19 protein-coding genes are annotated in these 18,463 nt (G+C 36.0%); 7 read left to right on the top strand and 12 right to left on the bottom strand.

The genetic code is table 11. The features are described 5' to 3' along the window. Positions 1–109 precede the first annotated feature (109 nt). Entirely contained in the window at positions 110–1,456 is a 1,347-nt protein-coding gene (locus FC88_RS10020; protein ID WP_057815209.1) for a M20/M25/M40 family metallo-hydrolase, read from the bottom strand. Between the two features lie 130 nt (positions 1,457–1,586). Here FC88_RS10020 and FC88_RS10025 point away from each other — a divergent pair, with 130 nt between their 5' ends. Both FC88_RS10025 and FC88_RS10030 read left to right on the top strand, forming a co-directional pair. Continuing rightward, positions 1,587–2,006, top strand: a complete 420-nt coding sequence (locus tag FC88_RS10025; protein WP_057815212.1) for a MarR family winged helix-turn-helix transcriptional regulator — start codon at positions 1,587–1,589, stop codon at positions 2,004–2,006. Between the two features lie 3 nt (positions 2,007–2,009). After that, complete coding sequence (locus FC88_RS10030; protein ID WP_057815214.1) at positions 2,010–3,395, top strand: MDR family MFS transporter; 1,386 nt, start codon at positions 2,010–2,012, stop codon at positions 3,393–3,395. Here the strand turns inward: FC88_RS10030 and FC88_RS10035 are convergent. The 3 genes from FC88_RS10035 to FC88_RS10050 all read right to left on the bottom strand — a co-directional run bounded on the left by FC88_RS10035 (position 3,367) and on the right by FC88_RS10050 (position 5,607). Then, a complete protein-coding gene (locus FC88_RS10035) occupies positions 3,367–4,119 on the bottom strand; it encodes an alpha/beta fold hydrolase (RefSeq protein ID WP_057815216.1) in 753 nt (250 codons plus the stop codon). The genes FC88_RS10030 and FC88_RS10035 overlap by 29 nt on opposite strands. Before the next feature lie 78 nt (positions 4,120–4,197). Then, positions 4,198–4,473 carry a hypothetical protein gene (locus FC88_RS10040; protein WP_010021030.1) on the bottom strand — a complete coding sequence of 92 codons (276 nt, stop codon included), beginning with the start codon at positions 4,471–4,473 and terminating at the stop codon, positions 4,198–4,200. Between the two features lie 852 nt (positions 4,474–5,325). After that, positions 5,326–5,607, bottom strand: coding sequence for a hypothetical protein (locus FC88_RS10050; protein WP_057815220.1), 282 nt, complete (start codon positions 5,605–5,607; stop codon positions 5,326–5,328). Between the two features lie 96 nt (positions 5,608–5,703). Here FC88_RS10050 and proB point away from each other — a divergent pair, with 96 nt between their 5' ends. The 3 genes from proB to FC88_RS10065 all read left to right on the top strand — a co-directional run bounded on the left by proB (position 5,704) and on the right by FC88_RS10065 (position 8,372). Beyond that, positions 5,704–6,516 (top strand): glutamate 5-kinase, encoded by an 813-nt coding sequence (gene proB, locus FC88_RS10055; protein ID WP_057815222.1) that lies wholly within the window; start codon positions 5,704–5,706, stop codon positions 6,514–6,516. Between the two features lie 12 nt (positions 6,517–6,528). Then, complete coding sequence (locus tag FC88_RS10060; RefSeq protein ID WP_057815224.1) at positions 6,529–6,948, top strand: MarR family winged helix-turn-helix transcriptional regulator; 420 nt, start codon at positions 6,529–6,531, stop codon at positions 6,946–6,948. Positions 6,949–7,124: 176 nt separating this feature from the next. Beyond that, entirely contained in the window at positions 7,125–8,372 is a 1,248-nt protein-coding gene (locus FC88_RS10065; protein WP_057815226.1) for a glutamate-5-semialdehyde dehydrogenase, read from the top strand. 149 nt (positions 8,373–8,521) lie between these two features. Here FC88_RS10065 and FC88_RS10070 read toward each other — a convergent pair whose 3' ends face one another. Both FC88_RS10070 and FC88_RS10075 read right to left on the bottom strand, forming a co-directional pair. Continuing rightward, positions 8,522–8,950 (bottom strand): hypothetical protein, encoded by a 429-nt coding sequence (locus tag FC88_RS10070; protein WP_149029785.1) that lies wholly within the window; start codon positions 8,948–8,950, stop codon positions 8,522–8,524. A gap of 68 nt (positions 8,951–9,018) precedes the next feature. Next, positions 9,019–9,966, bottom strand: coding sequence for a D-2-hydroxyacid dehydrogenase (locus tag FC88_RS10075; protein WP_235526930.1), 948 nt, complete (start codon positions 9,964–9,966; stop codon positions 9,019–9,021). 327 nt (positions 9,967–10,293) lie between these two features. On the opposite strand from FC88_RS10075, the gene FC88_RS10080 reads away from it, so the two are divergent. Beyond that, positions 10,294–11,013, top strand: coding sequence for an MIP/aquaporin family protein (locus FC88_RS10080; RefSeq protein ID WP_057815233.1), 720 nt, complete (start codon positions 10,294–10,296; stop codon positions 11,011–11,013). A gap of 51 nt (positions 11,014–11,064) precedes the next feature. Here the strand turns inward: FC88_RS10080 and FC88_RS10085 are convergent, their stop codons facing one another. Continuing rightward, positions 11,065–12,288 (bottom strand): ABC transporter permease, encoded by a 1,224-nt coding sequence (locus FC88_RS10085; RefSeq protein ID WP_057815235.1) that lies wholly within the window; start codon positions 12,286–12,288, stop codon positions 11,065–11,067. Further along, complete coding sequence (locus tag FC88_RS10090; RefSeq protein ID WP_057815237.1) at positions 12,281–13,177, bottom strand: ABC transporter ATP-binding protein; 897 nt, start codon at positions 13,175–13,177, stop codon at positions 12,281–12,283. The genes FC88_RS10085 and FC88_RS10090 overlap by 8 nt, the downstream gene beginning before the upstream one ends. A gap of 120 nt (positions 13,178–13,297) precedes the next feature. On the opposite strand from FC88_RS10090, the gene FC88_RS10095 reads away from it, so the two are divergent. Then, complete coding sequence (locus tag FC88_RS10095) at positions 13,298–14,209, top strand: DMT family transporter (RefSeq protein ID WP_083484633.1); 912 nt, start codon at positions 13,298–13,300, stop codon at positions 14,207–14,209. A 52-nt stretch (positions 14,210–14,261) separates the two neighbouring features. Here FC88_RS10095 and FC88_RS10100 read toward each other — a convergent pair whose 3' ends face one another. From FC88_RS10100 to FC88_RS10115, 4 genes are read right to left on the bottom strand one after another with little or no spacing between them, the layout of a single operon-like run. After that, positions 14,262–15,614: an ABC transporter substrate-binding protein gene (locus tag FC88_RS10100; protein WP_057815241.1), complete on the bottom strand. Its 1,353-nt coding sequence runs from the start codon at positions 15,612–15,614 to the stop codon at positions 14,262–14,264. Then, the gene (locus FC88_RS10105; protein WP_057815243.1) at positions 15,614–16,444 is read right to left on the bottom strand and encodes a carbohydrate ABC transporter permease; all 831 of its coding nucleotides are present in this window, start codon (positions 16,442–16,444) and stop codon (positions 15,614–15,616) included. Before FC88_RS10105 ends, FC88_RS10100 begins: the two co-directional genes overlap by 1 nt. After that, on the bottom strand, positions 16,444–17,385 hold the full coding sequence (locus FC88_RS10110) for a carbohydrate ABC transporter permease (RefSeq protein WP_057815245.1): 942 nt from the start codon (positions 17,383–17,385) through the stop codon (positions 16,444–16,446). Before FC88_RS10110 ends, FC88_RS10105 begins: the two co-directional genes overlap by 1 nt. Then, positions 17,378–18,463: an ABC transporter ATP-binding protein gene (locus tag FC88_RS10115; RefSeq protein WP_057815246.1), complete on the bottom strand. Its 1,086-nt coding sequence runs from the start codon at positions 18,461–18,463 to the stop codon at positions 17,378–17,380. The genes FC88_RS10110 and FC88_RS10115 overlap by 8 nt, the downstream gene beginning before the upstream one ends.

Consider the following 18,463-nt stretch of genomic DNA (forward strand, 5'->3'; position numbering starts at 1 on the left):
ATGGAAAATATTAAGTTTTAAAAAGTGTTCGGTTATTTCTTGCAATCTGCCAAATAGAAATTGAAATCTAGCCAGCCACAGAATTTTTGCGGACGACGGCATCCTTAACTTATCCCAATCCTAATAATTCATAACTAATCTTGATCCCATCATAGAAAGCTTTTTCAGTTAAATTCTCATTGAAATCATGATTGTGCTCATCATAATTGGCGTATGGAATCGTGAAGACTGGGACGTGCAAGTTATCTTTCCAAACGTAATTAGGTACACCTCCGGGCATCACTGGTTCGATATAAGCTTTGCCGGTCGCTTTAACGATAGCTTGTTGGATTTTTTCAACTTCTTCCAAATCAACTTCTGTATGTTCTGGTGGAATGTTCCCCAAATAATTTAGTTGCAGATCCCCTGAAGCTATTTCTTTGTCAAAAGTTGCTTCCAAGTCTTGTTTGATAGCTGAAATCGACTGCTTGCCGACTAAACGACAATCAACTTTTAAACTGGCTTGATGGGGAATGATAGTTTTGACACCTTTTTCCATGTAACCTGATTTGACGCTGAAGAAATTGAAGGTAGGCTCAAACATTAACTTCTCATAGTAAGTTTCTTTGTCAAAATCTAGGTGCTTAATGCCAGATTGCTGCAAAATCGACTCTTTATCATATGGCAATTGTTGAATCCAAGTTTTTTCTTGTTCTGTTGGTTTTTCCACCCCATCGTAAAAATGCGGTAATTTAACAGTTCCAGTTTTGATATCGTAAATCTTACCCAAATATTTCAACAGCTGTACGAATGGATTATCCATAATATTGCCTAAATTTCCTGAATGATTGTCGTGACTACCGGTTGTGGTTAATAATTCAAAGGCGAAGACGCCTCGATTGCCTAATCTCAAGACGTGAGTTCCATCGGCGTTGAATGCCCCATCCATTACAAAGACTTGATCGATTTGTTGTAATTTAGTCGTAGCAATTTTTTTGACTGTTGGTTCAAGGTTGATACTGCCCTGTTCTTCTTCCCCTTCGATAAACAAAGTAACGTTGAAAGGAAATTCGTGATGCGTTTGCAAATAAGTGTACATCCCTAGGATCTGAGCCAACAACTGTCCTTTATTGTCACCAACTCCTCGAGCATAAAAACGACCATCACATTTAGTTAATTCAAAGGGATCCGAATCCCAATAAATCGTATCTCCTGGTGTCATGACGTCATAATGACCGTAAAACAAGACGTTCTTACTTGCTTTGCCAGCAATATTAGCCAAAATAACTGGATTACCGGCTGTGGGAATGATTTCAACCTTTGCACCTAATAGTTTTGTTAACAAATTACACAAAAATTGTACTGTTTCGTCAATTCCTTCCCCAGTGGCACTGATACTTTTCAAGGTAATCAATTTCTTCAATATCTCTTCAAACTCATTCTTGTGTTCAGTAATAAATTGATCTCTTACATCCATTGAATCACTCCTTTTCATAATTGTAATAATATGACAACAACTATTTTTTGTTAAATTAAATTGCACATTTTTTAAAATTATACTAGCATATAATCGTTAGTCATCTAACGAATTATAGAAAGGAAATTATATGTCAAAAAAATACACCAATATGTTGCTGAAGATTGCGACCAATCATATCACTAAAAATTTTGATAATTTTGCCAAAAACTACGATATGACTTGGATGCAAATGTCGGTCATTGATTATTTGAGCCGCAACAGTGACAAAGAACTTTTCCAACGAGACATCGAAAATGAATTTTTTATTCAACGTTCGACGACAACCGTTCTATTGCAACGGATGGAAAAGAAGGATTTGATTTACCGTCAACCTTCAAAAAAAGATGCTCGCCAAAGATCAGTCTTTCTAACTGACAAAGCACATGCACTCGAAAAAGACATCAACAACTATATGAAAAAGCAACAAGAAACTCTTGAGGCAAATTTCTCTGCAGCAGAAATAAAGCAATTCGAGAAAATTTTACACTATTATGCCCAGGAGGTTTAATTTATGAAAGATCAAAAAATACCTATTAACGTACTTCTGGCAGTCATTGCCACTGGTTTAATGTCATTTTGTGGAGTAATCGTTGAAACTTCAATGAATATTTCCTTCCCCACTTTGATGAAAGAATTCAACGTGACGACTTCAACTGTTCAATGGATGACTACTATTTATTTATTAGTCGTCGCTATTATCGTTCCTTTATCATCATTTTTGAAGAAAAATTTTAAAACCAAATCATTATTTTTATGTGCTAACTTACTGTTTATTCTTGGTTTAGTAATCGACGCTCTTGCACCAGTATTTCCAATTCTTTTGTTGGGACGCATCATTCAAGGATTAGGAACTGGGATTGCCTTACCTTTAATGTTCAATATTATCCTAGAAAATGTGCCAACCTCAAAAATTGGTCTGATGATGGGAATCGGTACCTTGATTACTGCTGTGGCTCCTGCTATTGGGCCAACTTTTGGTGGTCTAGTCGTTAACAGTTTAGGTTGGCGTTATATTTTTGTAATTCTAGTACCAATTTTAGTGATTTCACTTTTATTAGGGGTCAAAAATATCGAACAAAAAAGTCAAATACAAGAAACTGCATTCGACTTACTAAGTTTAATTTATTTGATTTTTACTTTTATCGGTTTAATTTACGGCTTCAGTAATATGAGTAATTTCAATCTCTTGATTGCTTTATCATTTATCATTGGAATTTTTGGATTGCTTGGCTTCGTCGTTCGGTCTAACAAAATCAATCACCCGTTGATCAATGTTTCTATTTTGAAAAATCTTAAATTTTCCGGCCATGTTTTGAGTTTCTTTTTATTTCAAATTTTGTCACTAGGATTTGCCTTTATTTTGCCTAACTACATTCAATTAGTGAACAATCAAAATGCTACGATTGCCGGAATGGCAGTTTTGCCTGCTGGTGTGGTCGGTGCTATCTTTGCTCCATTAGGTGGTAAGATTCTAGACAAATTCGGAGCACGTCTGCCTATTTTGTTTGGTGTAATACTCGCCGATATCTCACTACTAGTCTTTACACTTTTGAGTCGCAATTTAAACACGACCGTTATCGTTTGGGTCTACATCCTTTACATGTGTGGTATGGGAATGTGCTCAGGAAATATCATGACCGACGGTTTAAGTCTCCTACCTGACAAAAATCAAGCTGACGGAAATGCAATTCTCAATACCCTCCAACAATTTGCCGGTGCTACTGGGACATCAATCGTCTCAGCCATCATTGCCTTAAGCCAAAATAATCACAGCTTATCGACCGAAGTTTCCACTGCTATCGGAACTCAACACGCTTTTATTATTTTATTAGTTATCGGTATTATCAATTTCTTTATTTTATACAAAGCTATTCCAAGTAATACTCAAAGAAATTAGCGATTTTATCCATCAAACGTGGTTCAACGAGATGACCAGCTTTATATCCAGTAATGAAGGCCGTCTGTTGACCATAATTTTCTGGATGAATTTTTTCAAAGAACTTTCGTGACTGTTGATAAGGAATTCGTTTATCATCAGTCCCATGCCAAAATAACATTGGACGATTGTTGATTTTTTCCGGTTGGAGATTCAAATCATAGTATTTGATCCAGCTCGTTAACAAATCAAAATCCTTTGGTATGTAAATATTTCTTTGCTTGGCATCTTCACGAACTAGTTTGGCATAAGCAGATAAATTCGGTGTCCCCATGATGATTGAAGCTGCATTGATCTCTGGATGTGCTGTCATTAAAGCTCCGGTCGTCATGCCACCCATTGAATATCCACCGACACCGATTTTTTGATTTTTGATCAGCTTCTTATCGTTATAAAAATCACGAATCAACGAGAATTCAGCAATATTGCCTTGAATACTGTTCCAAAAGGTCATTGAAGGAATTGAAGAAATATCCGTATGTCTTTGCCCATGATTAAGAGCATCTGGCAAGACGACACGGATATTTTTTTGTGCTAATTTACGAGCTTGGGTCAAAACTAATTCCTTACTAGAGCGCCATCCATGATAAAAAATAACTAGCGGCAACGGCTTGTGAAGGTTCTCTTTTAGTTCGACTTCTAAAACAGGAACATCTTGTATTAAAAATTGATTTATTTTTACCACGCTATCACCTCACTTATAATATTATCATCATGATTATAAAAAAAAATGCAGGAATAAATTAAATTCCTACATTATATATTAGATATATGGTAAATTTCTATTTTTAATTTTAAATAATAATTCTTCAACGTCACGATTGTTGCGGTGACCTGTATTGATGTCATATTCGATTAACTCTCGGCGGAAGTTGATCAATTCGGTTTCCAAGTTATCGTTATATTCTAGCAACTTCAAATGCTTAAACACCAAATTGATTAGCGACCTCTCAGAGCCCAAATTGAAGGATCCAACTGATTCTTCAACGGAACGAATAAAGTTATCGCGTTCAACGTTGGAAACTTTGACTTGTTTCAATATGTTACCACCCTTCTATTGGAATATCTTAATATGCAATTGTTCTTTTTATTCTCATTCATCGTCATTCATTATGCACTCTTACATTGACGATTTGTTTTCAACTTTATATAAAATACTTATAGCAATTTGAATTTTCTATATACCATCAGTATTTTTTCTCTAATTGTTGATAATTAAATTATGACATGATGACTAAACAGTGTCACGCGATTTCACAAATGCAACAATATATTATATGGAAATGGACTATACTTTTAAAATATTGCTATTTTGTTCAAAATATTTTTTCTTAGATGTAGAAAAGTTTTTATATTCGACTTATAATTAAATTGGTTATATAGGCGAGATGTATTAACCTAACAATATTTTCATTGTTATCCTTTTTGAAAAGTAGTACTCCTTCTCAACTGCTTAGAAATCAGGGTTTGTGGTAGGCTCTGATTTAAAAAATTCTCGCAAAAGTAAAGGCTAGTGGTAGGCCTTTATTTTTTTTGCTGTGAGAAAAAAAGGGACAAAACAACTAAAGGGGGGTTAATTGTTTTGTCCATCTCTATCTATCCTACCGACATTCATGATATATGCTTTTAGAGGTAATTTGTTTTCAAATACATTAAATTTAATTTACCAATTTTGGGTTAGCGTTTTCACTTGTTTAAACATTATTGGTGTATTACTTAATATGCCGTCGTCCGCAAAAATCCTGTGGCTGGCTGGAACATAGCCGACGCGATTTTGAGCTTTTGCATGGCCCCAAAGACGCAAAATCGTGCCCACAACGTTCCAGCAATTTTCCAGGGCCGAACGGACGACGGCATCTTAACACCAATTAAACTATAAATTTCTCCATCTTTAATCCTTTTTATTATATTCAGGATCATCCAAATCTCTAGCAATATCAACACTGTACAACTTATTGACTTCAGCATCTTTATCAGCTGGATGTACTACTACAATGGCAATAGCACCTTTACTGCTGACGTAACCGACGAAGGTGGTAACTTCTTCAACATAGTATGGTAAACCGTCAGAATGGATGATATATTGGCCAGCAACGGGCATACTTTCGATGTAAACCTTGTTCATTCGTATATAATCGTCACCGTCGTGGAGCATAATTAAAATCTTGTACATGAAATACACCCTTTTCTTATTCTCGCTCTTGTTTTATCTTAATAGTATTGGAAATTAATTATTTGGTCAAAATCTTTTTTTATGAGGGAATTATAAATGCAAAATAAGCGTCATATCGTTGCTGATCGAATCGTTGTTAAAATTGGTACTAGTACTTTGATTCGCCAAAACAGCAAAATCAATTTAAAAGTCATTAAAGAACTAGCTCATGTTTTAAGTACTTTGAAAAAAGATGGCAAAGATGTCGTCTTAGTTTCTTCCGGTGCCATTGGTGTGGGAATGGGTGTTTTAGGAATCGACAAGCGTCCAATCAAAATTTCTAAGCAACAAGCTGTAGCTGCTGTCGGTCAAGCTGAATTGATGCAAATTTACAACGAAGCATTTCACGAATACGGTATGTCTGTCGCTCAAATGTTGATCACTCGTGATATTATCGACTACCCAGAAAGTCACACCAACGTGATGAACAGTTTCCAAGAATTGTTGTCGATGGACAATACTATCCCTATCGTCAATGAAAATGATACAGTAACAGTCTCAGAACTTGATCATCACACTAAATTTGGTGACAACGACCAACTTTCAGCTATCGTAGCTAATTTAGTCGATGCTGATTTATTGATCATGTTATCTGATATTGATGGATTCTACTCAGCTAATCCACTCAAAGTTCCTGATGCTCAACTAGTTTCTAGTATCCAAAAAATCAGTCCGACAATTATTGCCGCAGCTGGTGGTCATGGAACAAAATTTGGAACTGGTGGCATGACAACGAAGCTCAAAGCTGCTGAACTAATTTTGAAACACAACCAAGAAATGGTCCTCACAAATGGTAAAGATCCTAACGTCATCTTCAACATCTTATCAGGAGATCCTGTCGGTACTTTGTTTTCAAAAGTTAGTGGCTAGAAGGAGAAATATATGGAAAAAAATTTTCCGATTGAAAAAGCCATTATCAGCTTGATCAACTGCTACAAAAATTTAGTCACTAAAAAAATGCGCCCGCTCGGTCTTTATCCGGGGCAAGACATGATTTTATTGGAATTATTAAAAGAAGACCGCATTGCCCAAAATCAACTGGTAGTCGCTCTTTGCGTAGATCACTCAACTATTGCCAAATCTATCAGCCGAATGCTAAAAAGTGGCTTAGTCCGAACTGAAAAATCCACTAAAGATAAACGTATCACCTTAGTCAGTTTGACTCCTAAAGGAACTGCTTTGGCTAAACAAGTTGAAGAAATTTGGCAAGAAGCTGAACAAAACGCTACCGCTGATATGAGCGATGAAGAACAACGTTTATTTATTGAAATGATTGATCACATCATCAAAAATTTTAATTAAAACTAATTTATGTTGACAGCCACACATTTTTGGAGTAATTTTATTACTACGTTGACGGCAACATAATCAACAATTAAATTAATACTTAGACGTAAATAGTGGATGCAGCCGTCCACTATTTTTTTGTACATGCTATACTTAAAGATAAATCAAAAAAGCGTTTTAGGAGTGATTTCATGACGAACCTTGAACAAATGGGTCAAAATGCTCAGAGTGCTGCTTTTGAATTAGGACAATTAGGTACTAAGAAAAAGAATACTGCCCTTTTGAATATGGCCAACGCTCTAGTAGTTAATACGGAAAAAATTATCGAAGCTAATAAAGAAGACGTTGAAAATGCCAAGAAAAATGGTATTAAAAAGGCCATGATCGACCGTCTTTTGTTAACTCCTGATCGAATCAACGACATGTCTGACGGTTTGCGCCAAGTAATGGACCTTGAAGATCCAATCGGCAAAATCGATCGTGGCTGGCAAACTGCTACTGGTTTGGACATTACTCAGGAACGGGTTCCTTTAGGTGTTATCGGAATGATCTATGAAGCTCGTCCTAACGTAACTGTCGACGCGGCTGGACTATGTTTTAAAGCTGGTAACGCAGTAATTTTACGTGGTGGTAAAGAAGCTATCAATTCTAATATTATCTTGTCAGAAGTTTTACGCCAAGCCTTGAAGGATTCTGATATTAATCCTAATGCTGTGCAATTGATCGACGACGTTAGCCACGAAACAGCTCAAAAAATGATGGAATTAACTGACTACATCGATGTTTTAATTCCTCGTGGTAGTGGTAAATTTATCAAGATGGTCGTCAACAAGGCCAAAGTTCCTATCATTGAAACTGGTGCCGGCAATTGTCACATTTACGTTGATAAAGACGCTGACTTAGAAAAAGCACTCAAAATTATCATCAATGCCAAAGTTCAACGCCCTTCTGTCTGCAACGCAGCTGAAAAAGTTGTTTTACACAAAGACATCGCTAATGAATTTTTACCTGATCTTTACGATGCCTTACGCGCTAACAATGTTGAAGTCCGTGGTGACGTTCTAGCTAAAGCCATTGAACCAGATATCGTCCCCGCTACCCAAGAAGATTGGGGTACTGAATACGATGACTACATCATTGCTATCAAAGTAGTCGATTCAATTGACGATGCTATCAAGCACATCAACAAATACAACACTAAACACAGTGAATCAATCATTACTGAAAATTACACTGCTAGTCGTAAATTCATGAAGCAAATCGATGCCGCAGTCGTTTATACCAATGCTTCAACTAGATTTACCGATGGCCAACAATTCGGCTTCGGAGCTGAAATTGGTATCAGTACTCAAAAACTTCACGCTAGAGGTCCTATGGGCGCTAACGAATTAACAACTACTAAGTATTTGGTCCAAGGTGATGGACAAATTAGACATTAATATTTTTAGAGATATTACTGAAAAAGAGAGTTAGACAATTATCTAGCTTTCTTTTTTATATTTTATTATCTGACGAAGTCCTTACGTTTAATTACCTCATCTCGAAATAGAAAAAACAAAAAACAGCCAAATCCATATGAATCTAACTGTTAATTTGAATTTTTTCTTGATAAATCAACCGTACGTTTGACGAATTTATAAATATGGAAATCCTTTACAACTAAAATTGCATCTCCAATAATCATTGAAATTACAATTACTGATAAGTAAATCAACTGCTGTAATGAACCTTGGTCTATTTGAAATCCTTGAAACCTCAAGTCAGTCAAAATCGAATAGACGATATATCCGACTATTAAGAATTCCAAAATTTCAAAAGGTCCCTGAAACTTGATGCCAAAACGTTGATTGAGTTTTTTATCTAAAGTATTCAATTTTTCATCAGAAAAGAAAGATAATTCTATTATCGTGTTTCTCATGTTTAAAATTATTTCCAAAAGTAGTAATAAGAGCCAAAACAAGAAAACCAACATGAAGCCTATAAAATAGTCACTAGATAACATCATTTTTCCTTTCATATATCTAGTAACATTTTAATACATCTACTGATTTTCTCAAACCACTTTTCTATTGTAAACGAATACAACTAATATCCCGTTGAATAGTTAACGACATTTTCAACTACTTCGCCATTTTCAACATACGATTTTAGATTGCGTTTAAAAATCTTAAAAGCACGTTCGCCATAGTGAACACTATCTCCAGCATCGTGAGGCGTGATAATGACATTTTCCATATCCCACAATGGACTAGTACTTGGAAGTGGTTCAGGCGTTGTGACATCAAGTCCAGCTCCAGCAATTTCACCATTTTGAAGGGCAGTCACCAAGTCATCCATATTAGTAGTCTTACCACGACCAACATTGATGTAATAAGCTTTCTTTGACATTAATTGGAAAACTTCTTGATTGAACAAGCCCACAGTATCATCCGTTCCAGGTAAGGCATTGACTACAAAATGAACTTCATTGATACGTTTTTTCATATCTTCCATTGGAATCATTTCGTCAATATTTTCAACCGGTTTGTCACTTCTTCTAACGCCGATTGTCTTCATTCCTAGTGCCTTAGCGTATTGAGCAACCATCTTACCAATGTGACCAACACCGACGATCATGACGGTCTTATTATAAACTTCGTCATAGCCTTCTTCGTGTTTCCATTCTCTAGCGTCTTGGCGTCGTGCAGTATAATTCATACGACGAACGAACATCAACATATAAGCTAAAGTTTGCTCGGCAATATTGATAGCATTAGCACCAGAACCGTTAGTTAAAATAACACCCTTTTCATTCAATTCGCGCAAAGGCAATGCGTCGACGCCAGCACGGACAACTTGAATCCAGTTCAAGGTATTGCTCTTTAAAACAGCGTCTTTCAAAGCATTGGACCAATCATAAAGTACTTCTACTCCATCAAGATCTTGGGCAGTAACTTTTTTCGGAGAAATAACTTTCAAATCTACACCAGAAATTGATTGGATTTTTTCTGTTTGTTTCTTTGTTAAATTAACTAAACTGAGAACTTTCATCATTCCACCTCGTTTTTAGAATTATTTCTATTATAGAGCAAAAACTATTCGATTTTTCTGAAAATAACTAAAAATATTCGGAATGTATGATACAATGTTAAACGTTGCTTACCATTTGATTTATTTTGAAATTTATGTTAGTAATTATTGCCCCGTGTTGTTGGAGCAATTTTTTTATGTGAAATTTGAACCAGATTCACTCATAAAAGACAAATTATTGCGAATTTATATGATTTAACCCATTTTTGAGTGGATTTTAATATTCGTGTTTTACTAAATTTCAAAAATCTTGATAGGCCAAATCAATTAAATTTAGGGGTAGTATTAATTATGCATTATACGTTGTTAGTACGTTGTATCGCTGAATTTATCGGAACAGCTATCATGGTTGCCCTCGGTAATGGTTCAGTTGCCAACGTTGAATTAAAAGGAACAAAAGGATTCCACGGTGGGTGGATTTTGATTGGATTCGGTTATGGTATCGGTGTTATGGTACCGGCTATGATGTTCGGTCCCATCTCAGGTGGCCAAATCAATCCAGCCATGACTTTAGGTTTAGCTTTCAATGGTGAATTCCCATGGGCTGAAGTTGGTCCATATATCATCGCTCAATTCTTAGGTGCAATCTTTGGTCAAATGTTGATCGTCGCAGCCTACAAACCTTACTATAACAAAACAGAAAACGTTGAAAGTATCTTGGGAACTTTCTCAACTATCGATGCTGAAAACAGTCGTTTGAACGGTTTTATCAACGAATTTATTGGAACATTCATCTTGGTCTTCGGTGCTGTAGCGTTGACTTCAGACCACATTGATCCTCGTGCCGACTTTATCGGTCTTGGATTCTTGGTTATGTGTTTGGTTGTTTCATTCGGTGGCCCAACTGGTCCTGCTTTGAACCCAGCTCGTGACTTAGGTCCTCGTATCTTGCATGCTCTATTACCTTTAAATCCTAAAGGTTCTTCCCAATGGAAGTACAGTTGGGTACCGGTTGTAGCTCCAATCCTTGGTGCTATCGTAGCGGTTAAAACTTACGCATTATTCTTCTAGATAATAAATAAAGGCAATCTACTAATTTAGTTTAGTAGGTTGCCTTTTTGGTTATTTACTGTAAGAAAGTCCGCGAGTGAATCTCTTCCAAAAACTTGAATCATCAGTTTGTAGCATCAAACCTTGATAAATTTTACCAATATACCAAGCTAACAAGACACAACTTGCCATCAAGACTACTAGTGAAATGACGATTTCCATACTGCCGGCATCGTTGTTGATGATCCTTAACGGCATAAAGTATGAAGAGAAGAATGGGACGTAGGATAGAATTTTTACGACAATTGAATCGAGATTATTTTGGAATGGGAACGTTACGAAGAAGGCTAACAAGTTCAACATGATTACTGGTTGGGCAGCCTTAGCCGCATCTTCGACTTTGGCAACTAAAGCACCTGAGAAAGCTGCTAAAATTGTAAAGATAACCACTCCTAAGAGTAAGTATACTAAGTTGATGCTTAAGAGATTCTTCAATACAGAAGTAATCAATGACTGATTTTGAGCGACGATATCTTTAGTCAAATCTGAATTTTGGGCAAAGATATAAGCACCCCAGCCTCCGAAAAGATAAATCAGAATTTGAAGCAGAATAACTAATAAAACACCGAAAACTTTACCTAAGAAATATTTTACAGCTGTTGTACTGGAAAAAATGATTTCCATAATTTTTGTACCTTTTTCGGAAGCAATTTCTTGGGCAGTGATACTTGTATAAGTATTTAAAATCATGTAGACCATGATGATCGTGATCCAAAATGAGATGGTTTTCGCCGTATTGGCTGTTCCCGTCTTCTTTTGAACAGTTTCTTTAAAACTTGGTTGTTGAGCTAAAGATTGAATCTGTGCTGGTGAAAGTTGAGCATTAGCCAAATTTAATTGTTGCTGCGTTTTAGCTAAATAGCTGTTCACCTTAGTCTTCAAAGATGAATTCAATGAACTAGTTCCAACGTACTTGGCAGTAACTTTTTGATTATCGATGTTCAAAAGCAAGTATCCAGCCAAACTGTTATCATTCATTTTCTTTTTAGCAGTTTTGACATCGGTAACTTTTTTCATAACGTCGTCTTTGTTTTCTTTGATAAAATTTTGACGAAGCTGCGGTTGGTTACTGATAACAGCGATTTCCGAACTCGTACCGCCACTTTGATAGCCTAAGTATCCAGCTCCAATAGTAATGGCAAACATAATAAATGGTCCCAAAATCAAGGTCAAAAAGCTCCAAGACTTAACTTGTCTCCAAAAAGTTTCTAAAGTGACGATCCATAATTTATTCATTCTTAGCACCTGCTTTCAAACGGAATATTTCGTTCAAAGTTGGTGGTTGCTGATTGAATTCTTCGATATATTGACCGTGAGTTAATTCATCAAAAATCTCTTTGCCGGCTGTTTCATCATCTAATCTTAAAACGAAACGTTTTTCTTCTTGCGGTTCAACTTTGATCACATGTGGCAATTGTTCAAGTTGTTCTTTAGTCCAATCGGTTGTTACAAAAATCCTCGTACGACCGAATTCCTGACGAACCTTACGAACAGTACCTTTCAGAACAACTTGACCATTTCTCAGCATCACTAAACTATCACAAAGCTCTTCGACATTTTCCATATCGTGACTAGAAAAAATTATCGCCGCTCCTTGTTCCTTAGCTTCAAAAATAGCTTTTTTCAAGAGGTCAGAATTAACCGGATCAAGTCCACTGAATGGTTCATCCAAAATAATCAACTTGGGATGGTGGATCAAAGTACAGATTAGCTGTACTTTTTGTTGATTACCTTTAGATAAGTCTTTGATTTTATCTTTTTTAGTCCCTTTAACCGCAAATTTCTGTAGCCAAATATCGATTTGTGGGCGAATCTCTTTAGCAGTTTTCCCCTTCAAACGAGCCAAATAAATAAGTTGTTGTTCGATAGTTAATTTGGGCATTAAACTACGCTCTTCAGGTAAATAACCAATTTGATTGAAAACATCTTCAGTAATTGGTTGATTATTCCAAGTGATGGTCCCTTGATAATGCAAAAAGTTTAAAATACTGTGAAATGTAGTCGATTTACCAGCACCATTTTGTCCAATCAGACCCAAAATATGACCATCATCGACATCAAATGAAACATCATCTAAAGCCTTTAAATCGCCAAAATTCTTTCGAATATCTTTAATTTTTAGCATTCCAAATCCCCTTCCCTACTTTGATAATTAAAATTATACAGGAACTAATATTTTTTTACTGGACATCTTGGAATAATTTTTTAATGTGTTAGCATGAGACCTATGTCAAGGGGGATTATCATGACTGATAAGCAAAAAGGTTTCTTTTACGCGATTACCGGACCAGTTCTATGGGGATTTTCTGGCAGTATCGCACAATATTTATTCACTCAAGAAAACATCCCCACCCAGTGGATCGTCGGCATTCGTTTGCTTTTTGCTGGTTTAATGCTAGTCATTTGGTGCTACTTCATTGATTCTAAAGAACTATTTGCCATTCTAAAAAAGCCGCGTTATATTTTTCAATTATTAGCTTTTGGATTACTGGGAATGTTACCAGCTCAATATACTTACTTCATGGCTATCAAATATGGCAATGCGCCAACAGCTACCGTTTTACAATTCTTAGGGCCATTATTCATCATTATTTATATTTCTTTGCGAAAGCTGCAAATGCCACGAAGAGTCGACATGATTTCGATTGTTTTAGCAATTTTAGGAACATTCTTATTAGTAACACACGGACATCTCAATCAACTGATGTTATCCCCGGCTGCAGTTTTATGGGGTGTTGGAGCTGGAATCAGTCAGGCCTCCTATACCCTATTACCTCGTGAATTATTAAAACGTTTTGATGCACGAATCGTTACTGGTTGGTCGATGTTACTTGGTGGAATCGTCTTCGCACCCTTTGCTGATCTGACCCATGTTCCACAATTAAACTGGACAGCTATTATTTGTATTATCTTCATTGTCACTGGTGGTACAATGTTTTCTTATTTATTTTATTTACAAAGTCTCAACTATTTAACTCCAGCTACTACAGGCATGTTAAGTGCCTTTGAGCCATTGACGGCAACTGTCTTAGCAGTGACTGTGTTGAATACGAAAGTTAGTTTTGCAGAATTGATGGGAGCCTTGTTAATTTTAGGAATTACTTTCCTACAAGCCTTGCCACCCAATTTGTTTAATTTACGCAGATATTCTAAATAATATGCAAAAAGAACCTCATTAGAGTGTTTATACATTCCAATGAAGTTCTTTTTTAGTTGTATCCGTTAGCTCGATTTAATTGCGTTAAATTATCGTTGATATTCTTATCAGCGGTATCCAATGCCTTCTTGATGTTGCCACCATTATAGACTGTTTCCATAGCTATTTCTTCGAGTTGACGTGTTAGTTGCATTCCTTCCATCAAAATACCGGAGTTGGAATAATTAGCTTTGGCAGTGGCTAGTTGTTGACCTGGTACTTTGGATTCGGGATTTTTGGCATAAAGATCTTTTAGAATGGATGTCTTTTGTGAATCTTTATTCAAGGCTAAATATCCTGTAGATTTTTGCCATTGCGCTTGAACTTCTGGTTTCAAAGTATATTTGATGAATTCAAAAGCTCCACGTTGAACGTCTTTTGGTTTATCATTAGAAATCCAAAGTGCTGCCCCACCGATAGCTACACCATTGGCTTTTTTGTTGTCGGGATGTGGGAAGTATGTGATTCCTAATTCATTTTTGTTGTTCTTAGTTAATTGACCGATACTTGCAGACGATTGAATGAAGATTCCAACTTTGTCAGACAAGAAGCCGGCAGTCTGATTGGCACCCGCACTAGCACCTGAACCATAGTCGATGAAATCACCAGATTTAATATTTTCTCTGATCCATTCCAAAAATTCTACTGTATCGGGATTATTGATAGAAACTTTAGTTGGATTACCAGTATGTCCATCATTGTTGTTAGCTAGTTGAGCATTGGCATTGGCTAAAGCTTGTTCTAAGAACCAACCGTAAACTTGAACGGTCATACCTTTAACCTTGTGATGTGACTTTTCATACAATTCTTTGGCAACTCTAGTGATATCGCTGTATGAAGGCGAAACTGGTGGTGGTGTGATGTTGTACTTCTTCAATAAACTAGCATTGTAATACAAAACTGGTTGTGAAGTGTTAAATGGCATAGCTTGTTGCTTACCTTTATTGGCGTAAAAAGCACGAGCTACTGAAGAGATCTTACTTACATCGTAATTATCTTCATCAATGAAATTTTGTACTGGTGTCGTATAACCACTGTGAAGCATTTGAGCAGTTGAAATATCAAAAGCTTGGAAAACTGCTGGCGAAGTACTTGTATTGTGTGTTTGCAAAATCTTTTGAATAGCTTCATCGTAAGTACCTTGATACTTAGGAATAACCTTGTACTTTGTTTGTGACTTATTAAATCCGTCGACTACTTTTTCCAAGGCATCTTCTGAAGGTCCACCCATTTCATGCCAAAAAACAATCGGAATTCGATTATGATTATCAGCTGACTTAACAGAAAGGCTATGTCCAAAAACTGCAACTAACAAGATTCCTAAGACAGCAATCAATGGTATAACTAATTTTTTATACTTAGACATTATTTAACTGCCCCCTCATTCATCCCTGATTTGAAGTAATGTTGACCAATAAATAAGACGATGATAGTTGGAATAACAATAATCGCTGCACTGGCTTGAATCATTCCCCAATCGTTGAAAGTTTCTTCAGATTGCAATTGTTTCAAACCATTTTGAATCATTCGAGAATTGTTACTGAATGTTGTCAACATTGGCCAGAGATATTGATTCCATGAACCTAAGAAACTGTACGCTCCTAAAGTTATCATGCTAATTTTGTTATAAGGCAAAACAATGTTCCAATAAAATTGGAAATGGTTCAAGCCTTCAATATCCGAAGCTTCCTTTAATTCAATCGGTGTTTGCATGAATGATTGACGAAGCATGAACGTTCCAAAAGCAGAAGTTAAAAATGGCACGATCAAAACTGCATAATTGTCTAGCAAGCCCATTTGCTTAACTGTCGCAAAGTTAGGAATGATTTCAGCTTCAAATGGTAGCATCATCGTGATTAAAAATAATGTGAAGATAGTCTTACGATATTTGAATTTCAAAAAGACAAACGCATAAGCACTCATTGAACAGAAAATTAATTGAGCAATCATCGTAATCGTTGAAATTACTAACGTATTCAATAAGTAACGTAAGATTGGTGTCTTAGTAAAAGCTGCTACATAATTATCGAAGGAAATATTAGTACTGAAGAGATTTCCCTTAGCAATATCCATTGTTGGCAAAAAACTAGTCCAAATTCCAATAAAAAATGGTGCCAAAATTATTATTGCTAAAACAATCAACAACAAGTAGTTAAGGAATTTTTTCAAAGCTGCTCTTTCATCAATTTGTGTCATTAGTAGTTCACCTTTTTCTCTAAGAATTTGAATTGCAATAAGGTGAAGAAAGCAATAATAACTGTCAAAATAATTGCTTCCGCACTAGATTTAGCATAGTTTCCACTGTAAAAGGCGTCTTTGTAAATTCGATAGACTAACATATTAGTGGCATTAGTAGGACCACCTTTAGTAATCAAATCAATCAAGCCAAAACTCTTAAATGCATCAATGATCGTAATCGTTGAAACAAAGAATAAAGTTGGTGAAATCATAGGAATAGTAATGTGGAAAAATTGATATCTTGGGGATGCTCCTTCAACATCAGCTGCTTCATACAAAGTACTAGGAACCGATTCAATGGCACCTAATAAAATTAGGAAAGTAAATCCTAAATGCATCCAAACGGTTGTGATAATAACTGCCCACATAGCATTAGTAGGACTAGTCAACCAATTTACCACTGGCAAATTCAACCAATTGCTCAATAAAGCAAAGAATCCAGTTGAAGGATTAAAAATAAATAACCAGAATATCGCAGCTACGGCTACGGAGACACCCATTGTTACTGAGTAAAGCGTTCTAAAAATACTGATACCGGGTAATTTTTGACTAGACAAGTTAGCCAATAATAATCCCAAAGCTATCGTCAAAACTGTTACTGCTAACACATAGATGAAGGTGACCCACATACTTGAGATGAAATCTGGTGAGGTAATTAATTTAGCATAGTTTTGAAAACCAACGTAAACTGTTGTTTTACCTAAGGTATTAGTTAAAAACATACTGATATAAAGAGTTTTAAACATTGGATAAAAAACAAATAGTCCCAAAATCAAAATTGATGGACCCAAAAAGATTGAAGCAAAATATTTATCTTTAGCAGTTAAACGAAAACCGTGACGTTGTTTTGCTTGGACATTTTTTTCTGGAACAACGTCAGTCGTAGAAGTCTTAAGCATTGACTACGGCCTCCATTTGCGTAATATTGACGCCTTCATGATTAAATAGCAGTACCTTTTCTGTAGCTGAAACTAGAATAGTATCGTAAGCTTTGAATTCAGCGTCACTAGCAACTATCGCTGCAATTTCAAGATCGTTATGTGCCATTTTCGCATAAACAATTTTTTCATCACCTAGGAATTCAACACTCTTAACCGTTGCATTGGCTGTTAGTTCATCGACTTTTTCAAGCATCAATTCATTTGGTCTAATTCCAACTTGGAATTCGCTTTCAGGAACTTGTTGGTTGATAGACATTTCAAAATCATCGTTAACTTTGATAGTTTGATCATTAATCTTAGTAGCAGGCAACAGATTGATTGGTGGTACTCCAAAGAAACTAGCCACGAATTCATTAGCTGGATGTTTGTAAATCTCAGTTGGCGTGCCAATTTGTTGAACTTGTGAATCGTGCAACACCATGATGTGATCAGCCATTGTCATTGCTTCTACTTGATCATGGGTAACATAGATCAAAGTTAAACCAAGTTTTCTTTGAAGTGCATAAATTTCTTGGCGCATTTTAATTCTTAACTGAGCATCCAAGTTAGAAAGAGGTTCATCCATTAAACAAATTTTAGCGTCACTAGCAACTGCACGAGCTAAAGCAACACGTTGTCTTTGACCACCTGATAATTCGCGTGGCTTGCGGTCTTTCAACTCTTCCAGATTAACCATCTTTAAAGCTTCATTGACTCGTTCTTCAATTTCCGATTGAGAAGTACTTTTGCGAGCTTTTAATCCAAAAGCCACGTTATCCCAAACACTTAAGAATGGGAAAAGCGCATAACTTTGGAAAACCATTGTTAAATTACGATCTTTGGGTGGTAAATCATTAACCAGTTGACCGTCAATATGAATCTCTCCTTCACTGATAGAAGTCAAACCTGCAATCATTCGCAATAAAGTACTTTTTCCACAACCTGATGGACCAACGATCACGAAAAATTCTCCTGTTTGAATCTCTGCAGTTACATCATTCAAAACTGTTTTATCCGAATCATAAGACTTAGAAACATTTGTCAAAATTGTCGACAT

Origin of the sequence: Companilactobacillus futsaii JCM 17355, from assembly GCF_001435505.1 — a bacterium.
GTDB lineage: Bacteria > Bacillota > Bacilli > Lactobacillales > Lactobacillaceae > Companilactobacillus > Companilactobacillus futsaii.

Bases quoted from the DNA above. Each gene is read 5' to 3' on its own strand.
- FC88_RS10020 (WP_057815209.1), bottom strand. From the start codon at position 1,456: ATGGATGTAAGAGATCAATTTATTACTGAACACAAGAATGAGTTTGAA.
- FC88_RS10025 (WP_057815212.1), top strand. From the start codon at position 1,587: ATGTCAAAAAAATACACCAATATGTTGCTGAAGATTGCGACCAATCAT.
- FC88_RS10030 (WP_057815214.1), top strand. From the start codon at position 2,010: ATGAAAGATCAAAAAATACCTATTAACGTACTTCTGGCAGTCATTGCC.
- FC88_RS10050 (WP_057815220.1), bottom strand. From the start codon at position 5,607: ATGTACAAGATTTTAATTATGCTCCACGACGGTGACGATTATATACGA.
- proB (WP_057815222.1), top strand. From the start codon at position 5,704: ATGCAAAATAAGCGTCATATCGTTGCTGATCGAATCGTTGTTAAAATT.
- FC88_RS10060 (WP_057815224.1), top strand. From the start codon at position 6,529: ATGGAAAAAAATTTTCCGATTGAAAAAGCCATTATCAGCTTGATCAAC.
- FC88_RS10065 (WP_057815226.1), top strand. From the start codon at position 7,125: ATGACGAACCTTGAACAAATGGGTCAAAATGCTCAGAGTGCTGCTTTT.
- FC88_RS10070 (WP_149029785.1), bottom strand. From the start codon at position 8,950: ATGAAAGGAAAAATGATGTTATCTAGTGACTATTTTATAGGCTTCATG.
- FC88_RS10075 (WP_235526930.1), bottom strand. From the start codon at position 9,966: ATGATGAAAGTTCTCAGTTTAGTTAATTTAACAAAGAAACAAACAGAA.
- FC88_RS10080 (WP_057815233.1), top strand. From the start codon at position 10,294: ATGCATTATACGTTGTTAGTACGTTGTATCGCTGAATTTATCGGAACA.
- FC88_RS10085 (WP_057815235.1), bottom strand. From the start codon at position 12,288: ATGAATAAATTATGGATCGTCACTTTAGAAACTTTTTGGAGACAAGTT.
- FC88_RS10090 (WP_057815237.1), bottom strand. From the start codon at position 13,177: ATGCTAAAAATTAAAGATATTCGAAAGAATTTTGGCGATTTAAAGGCT.
- FC88_RS10095 (WP_083484633.1), top strand. From the start codon at position 13,298: ATGACTGATAAGCAAAAAGGTTTCTTTTACGCGATTACCGGACCAGTT.
- FC88_RS10100 (WP_057815241.1), bottom strand. From the start codon at position 15,614: ATGTCTAAGTATAAAAAATTAGTTATACCATTGATTGCTGTCTTAGGA.
- FC88_RS10105 (WP_057815243.1), bottom strand. From the start codon at position 16,444: ATGACACAAATTGATGAAAGAGCAGCTTTGAAAAAATTCCTTAACTAC.
- FC88_RS10110 (WP_057815245.1), bottom strand. From the start codon at position 17,385: ATGCTTAAGACTTCTACGACTGACGTTGTTCCAGAAAAAAATGTCCAA.
- FC88_RS10115 (WP_057815246.1), bottom strand. From the start codon at position 18,463: ATGTCGACAATTTTGACAAATGTTTCTAAGTCTTATGATTCGGATAAA.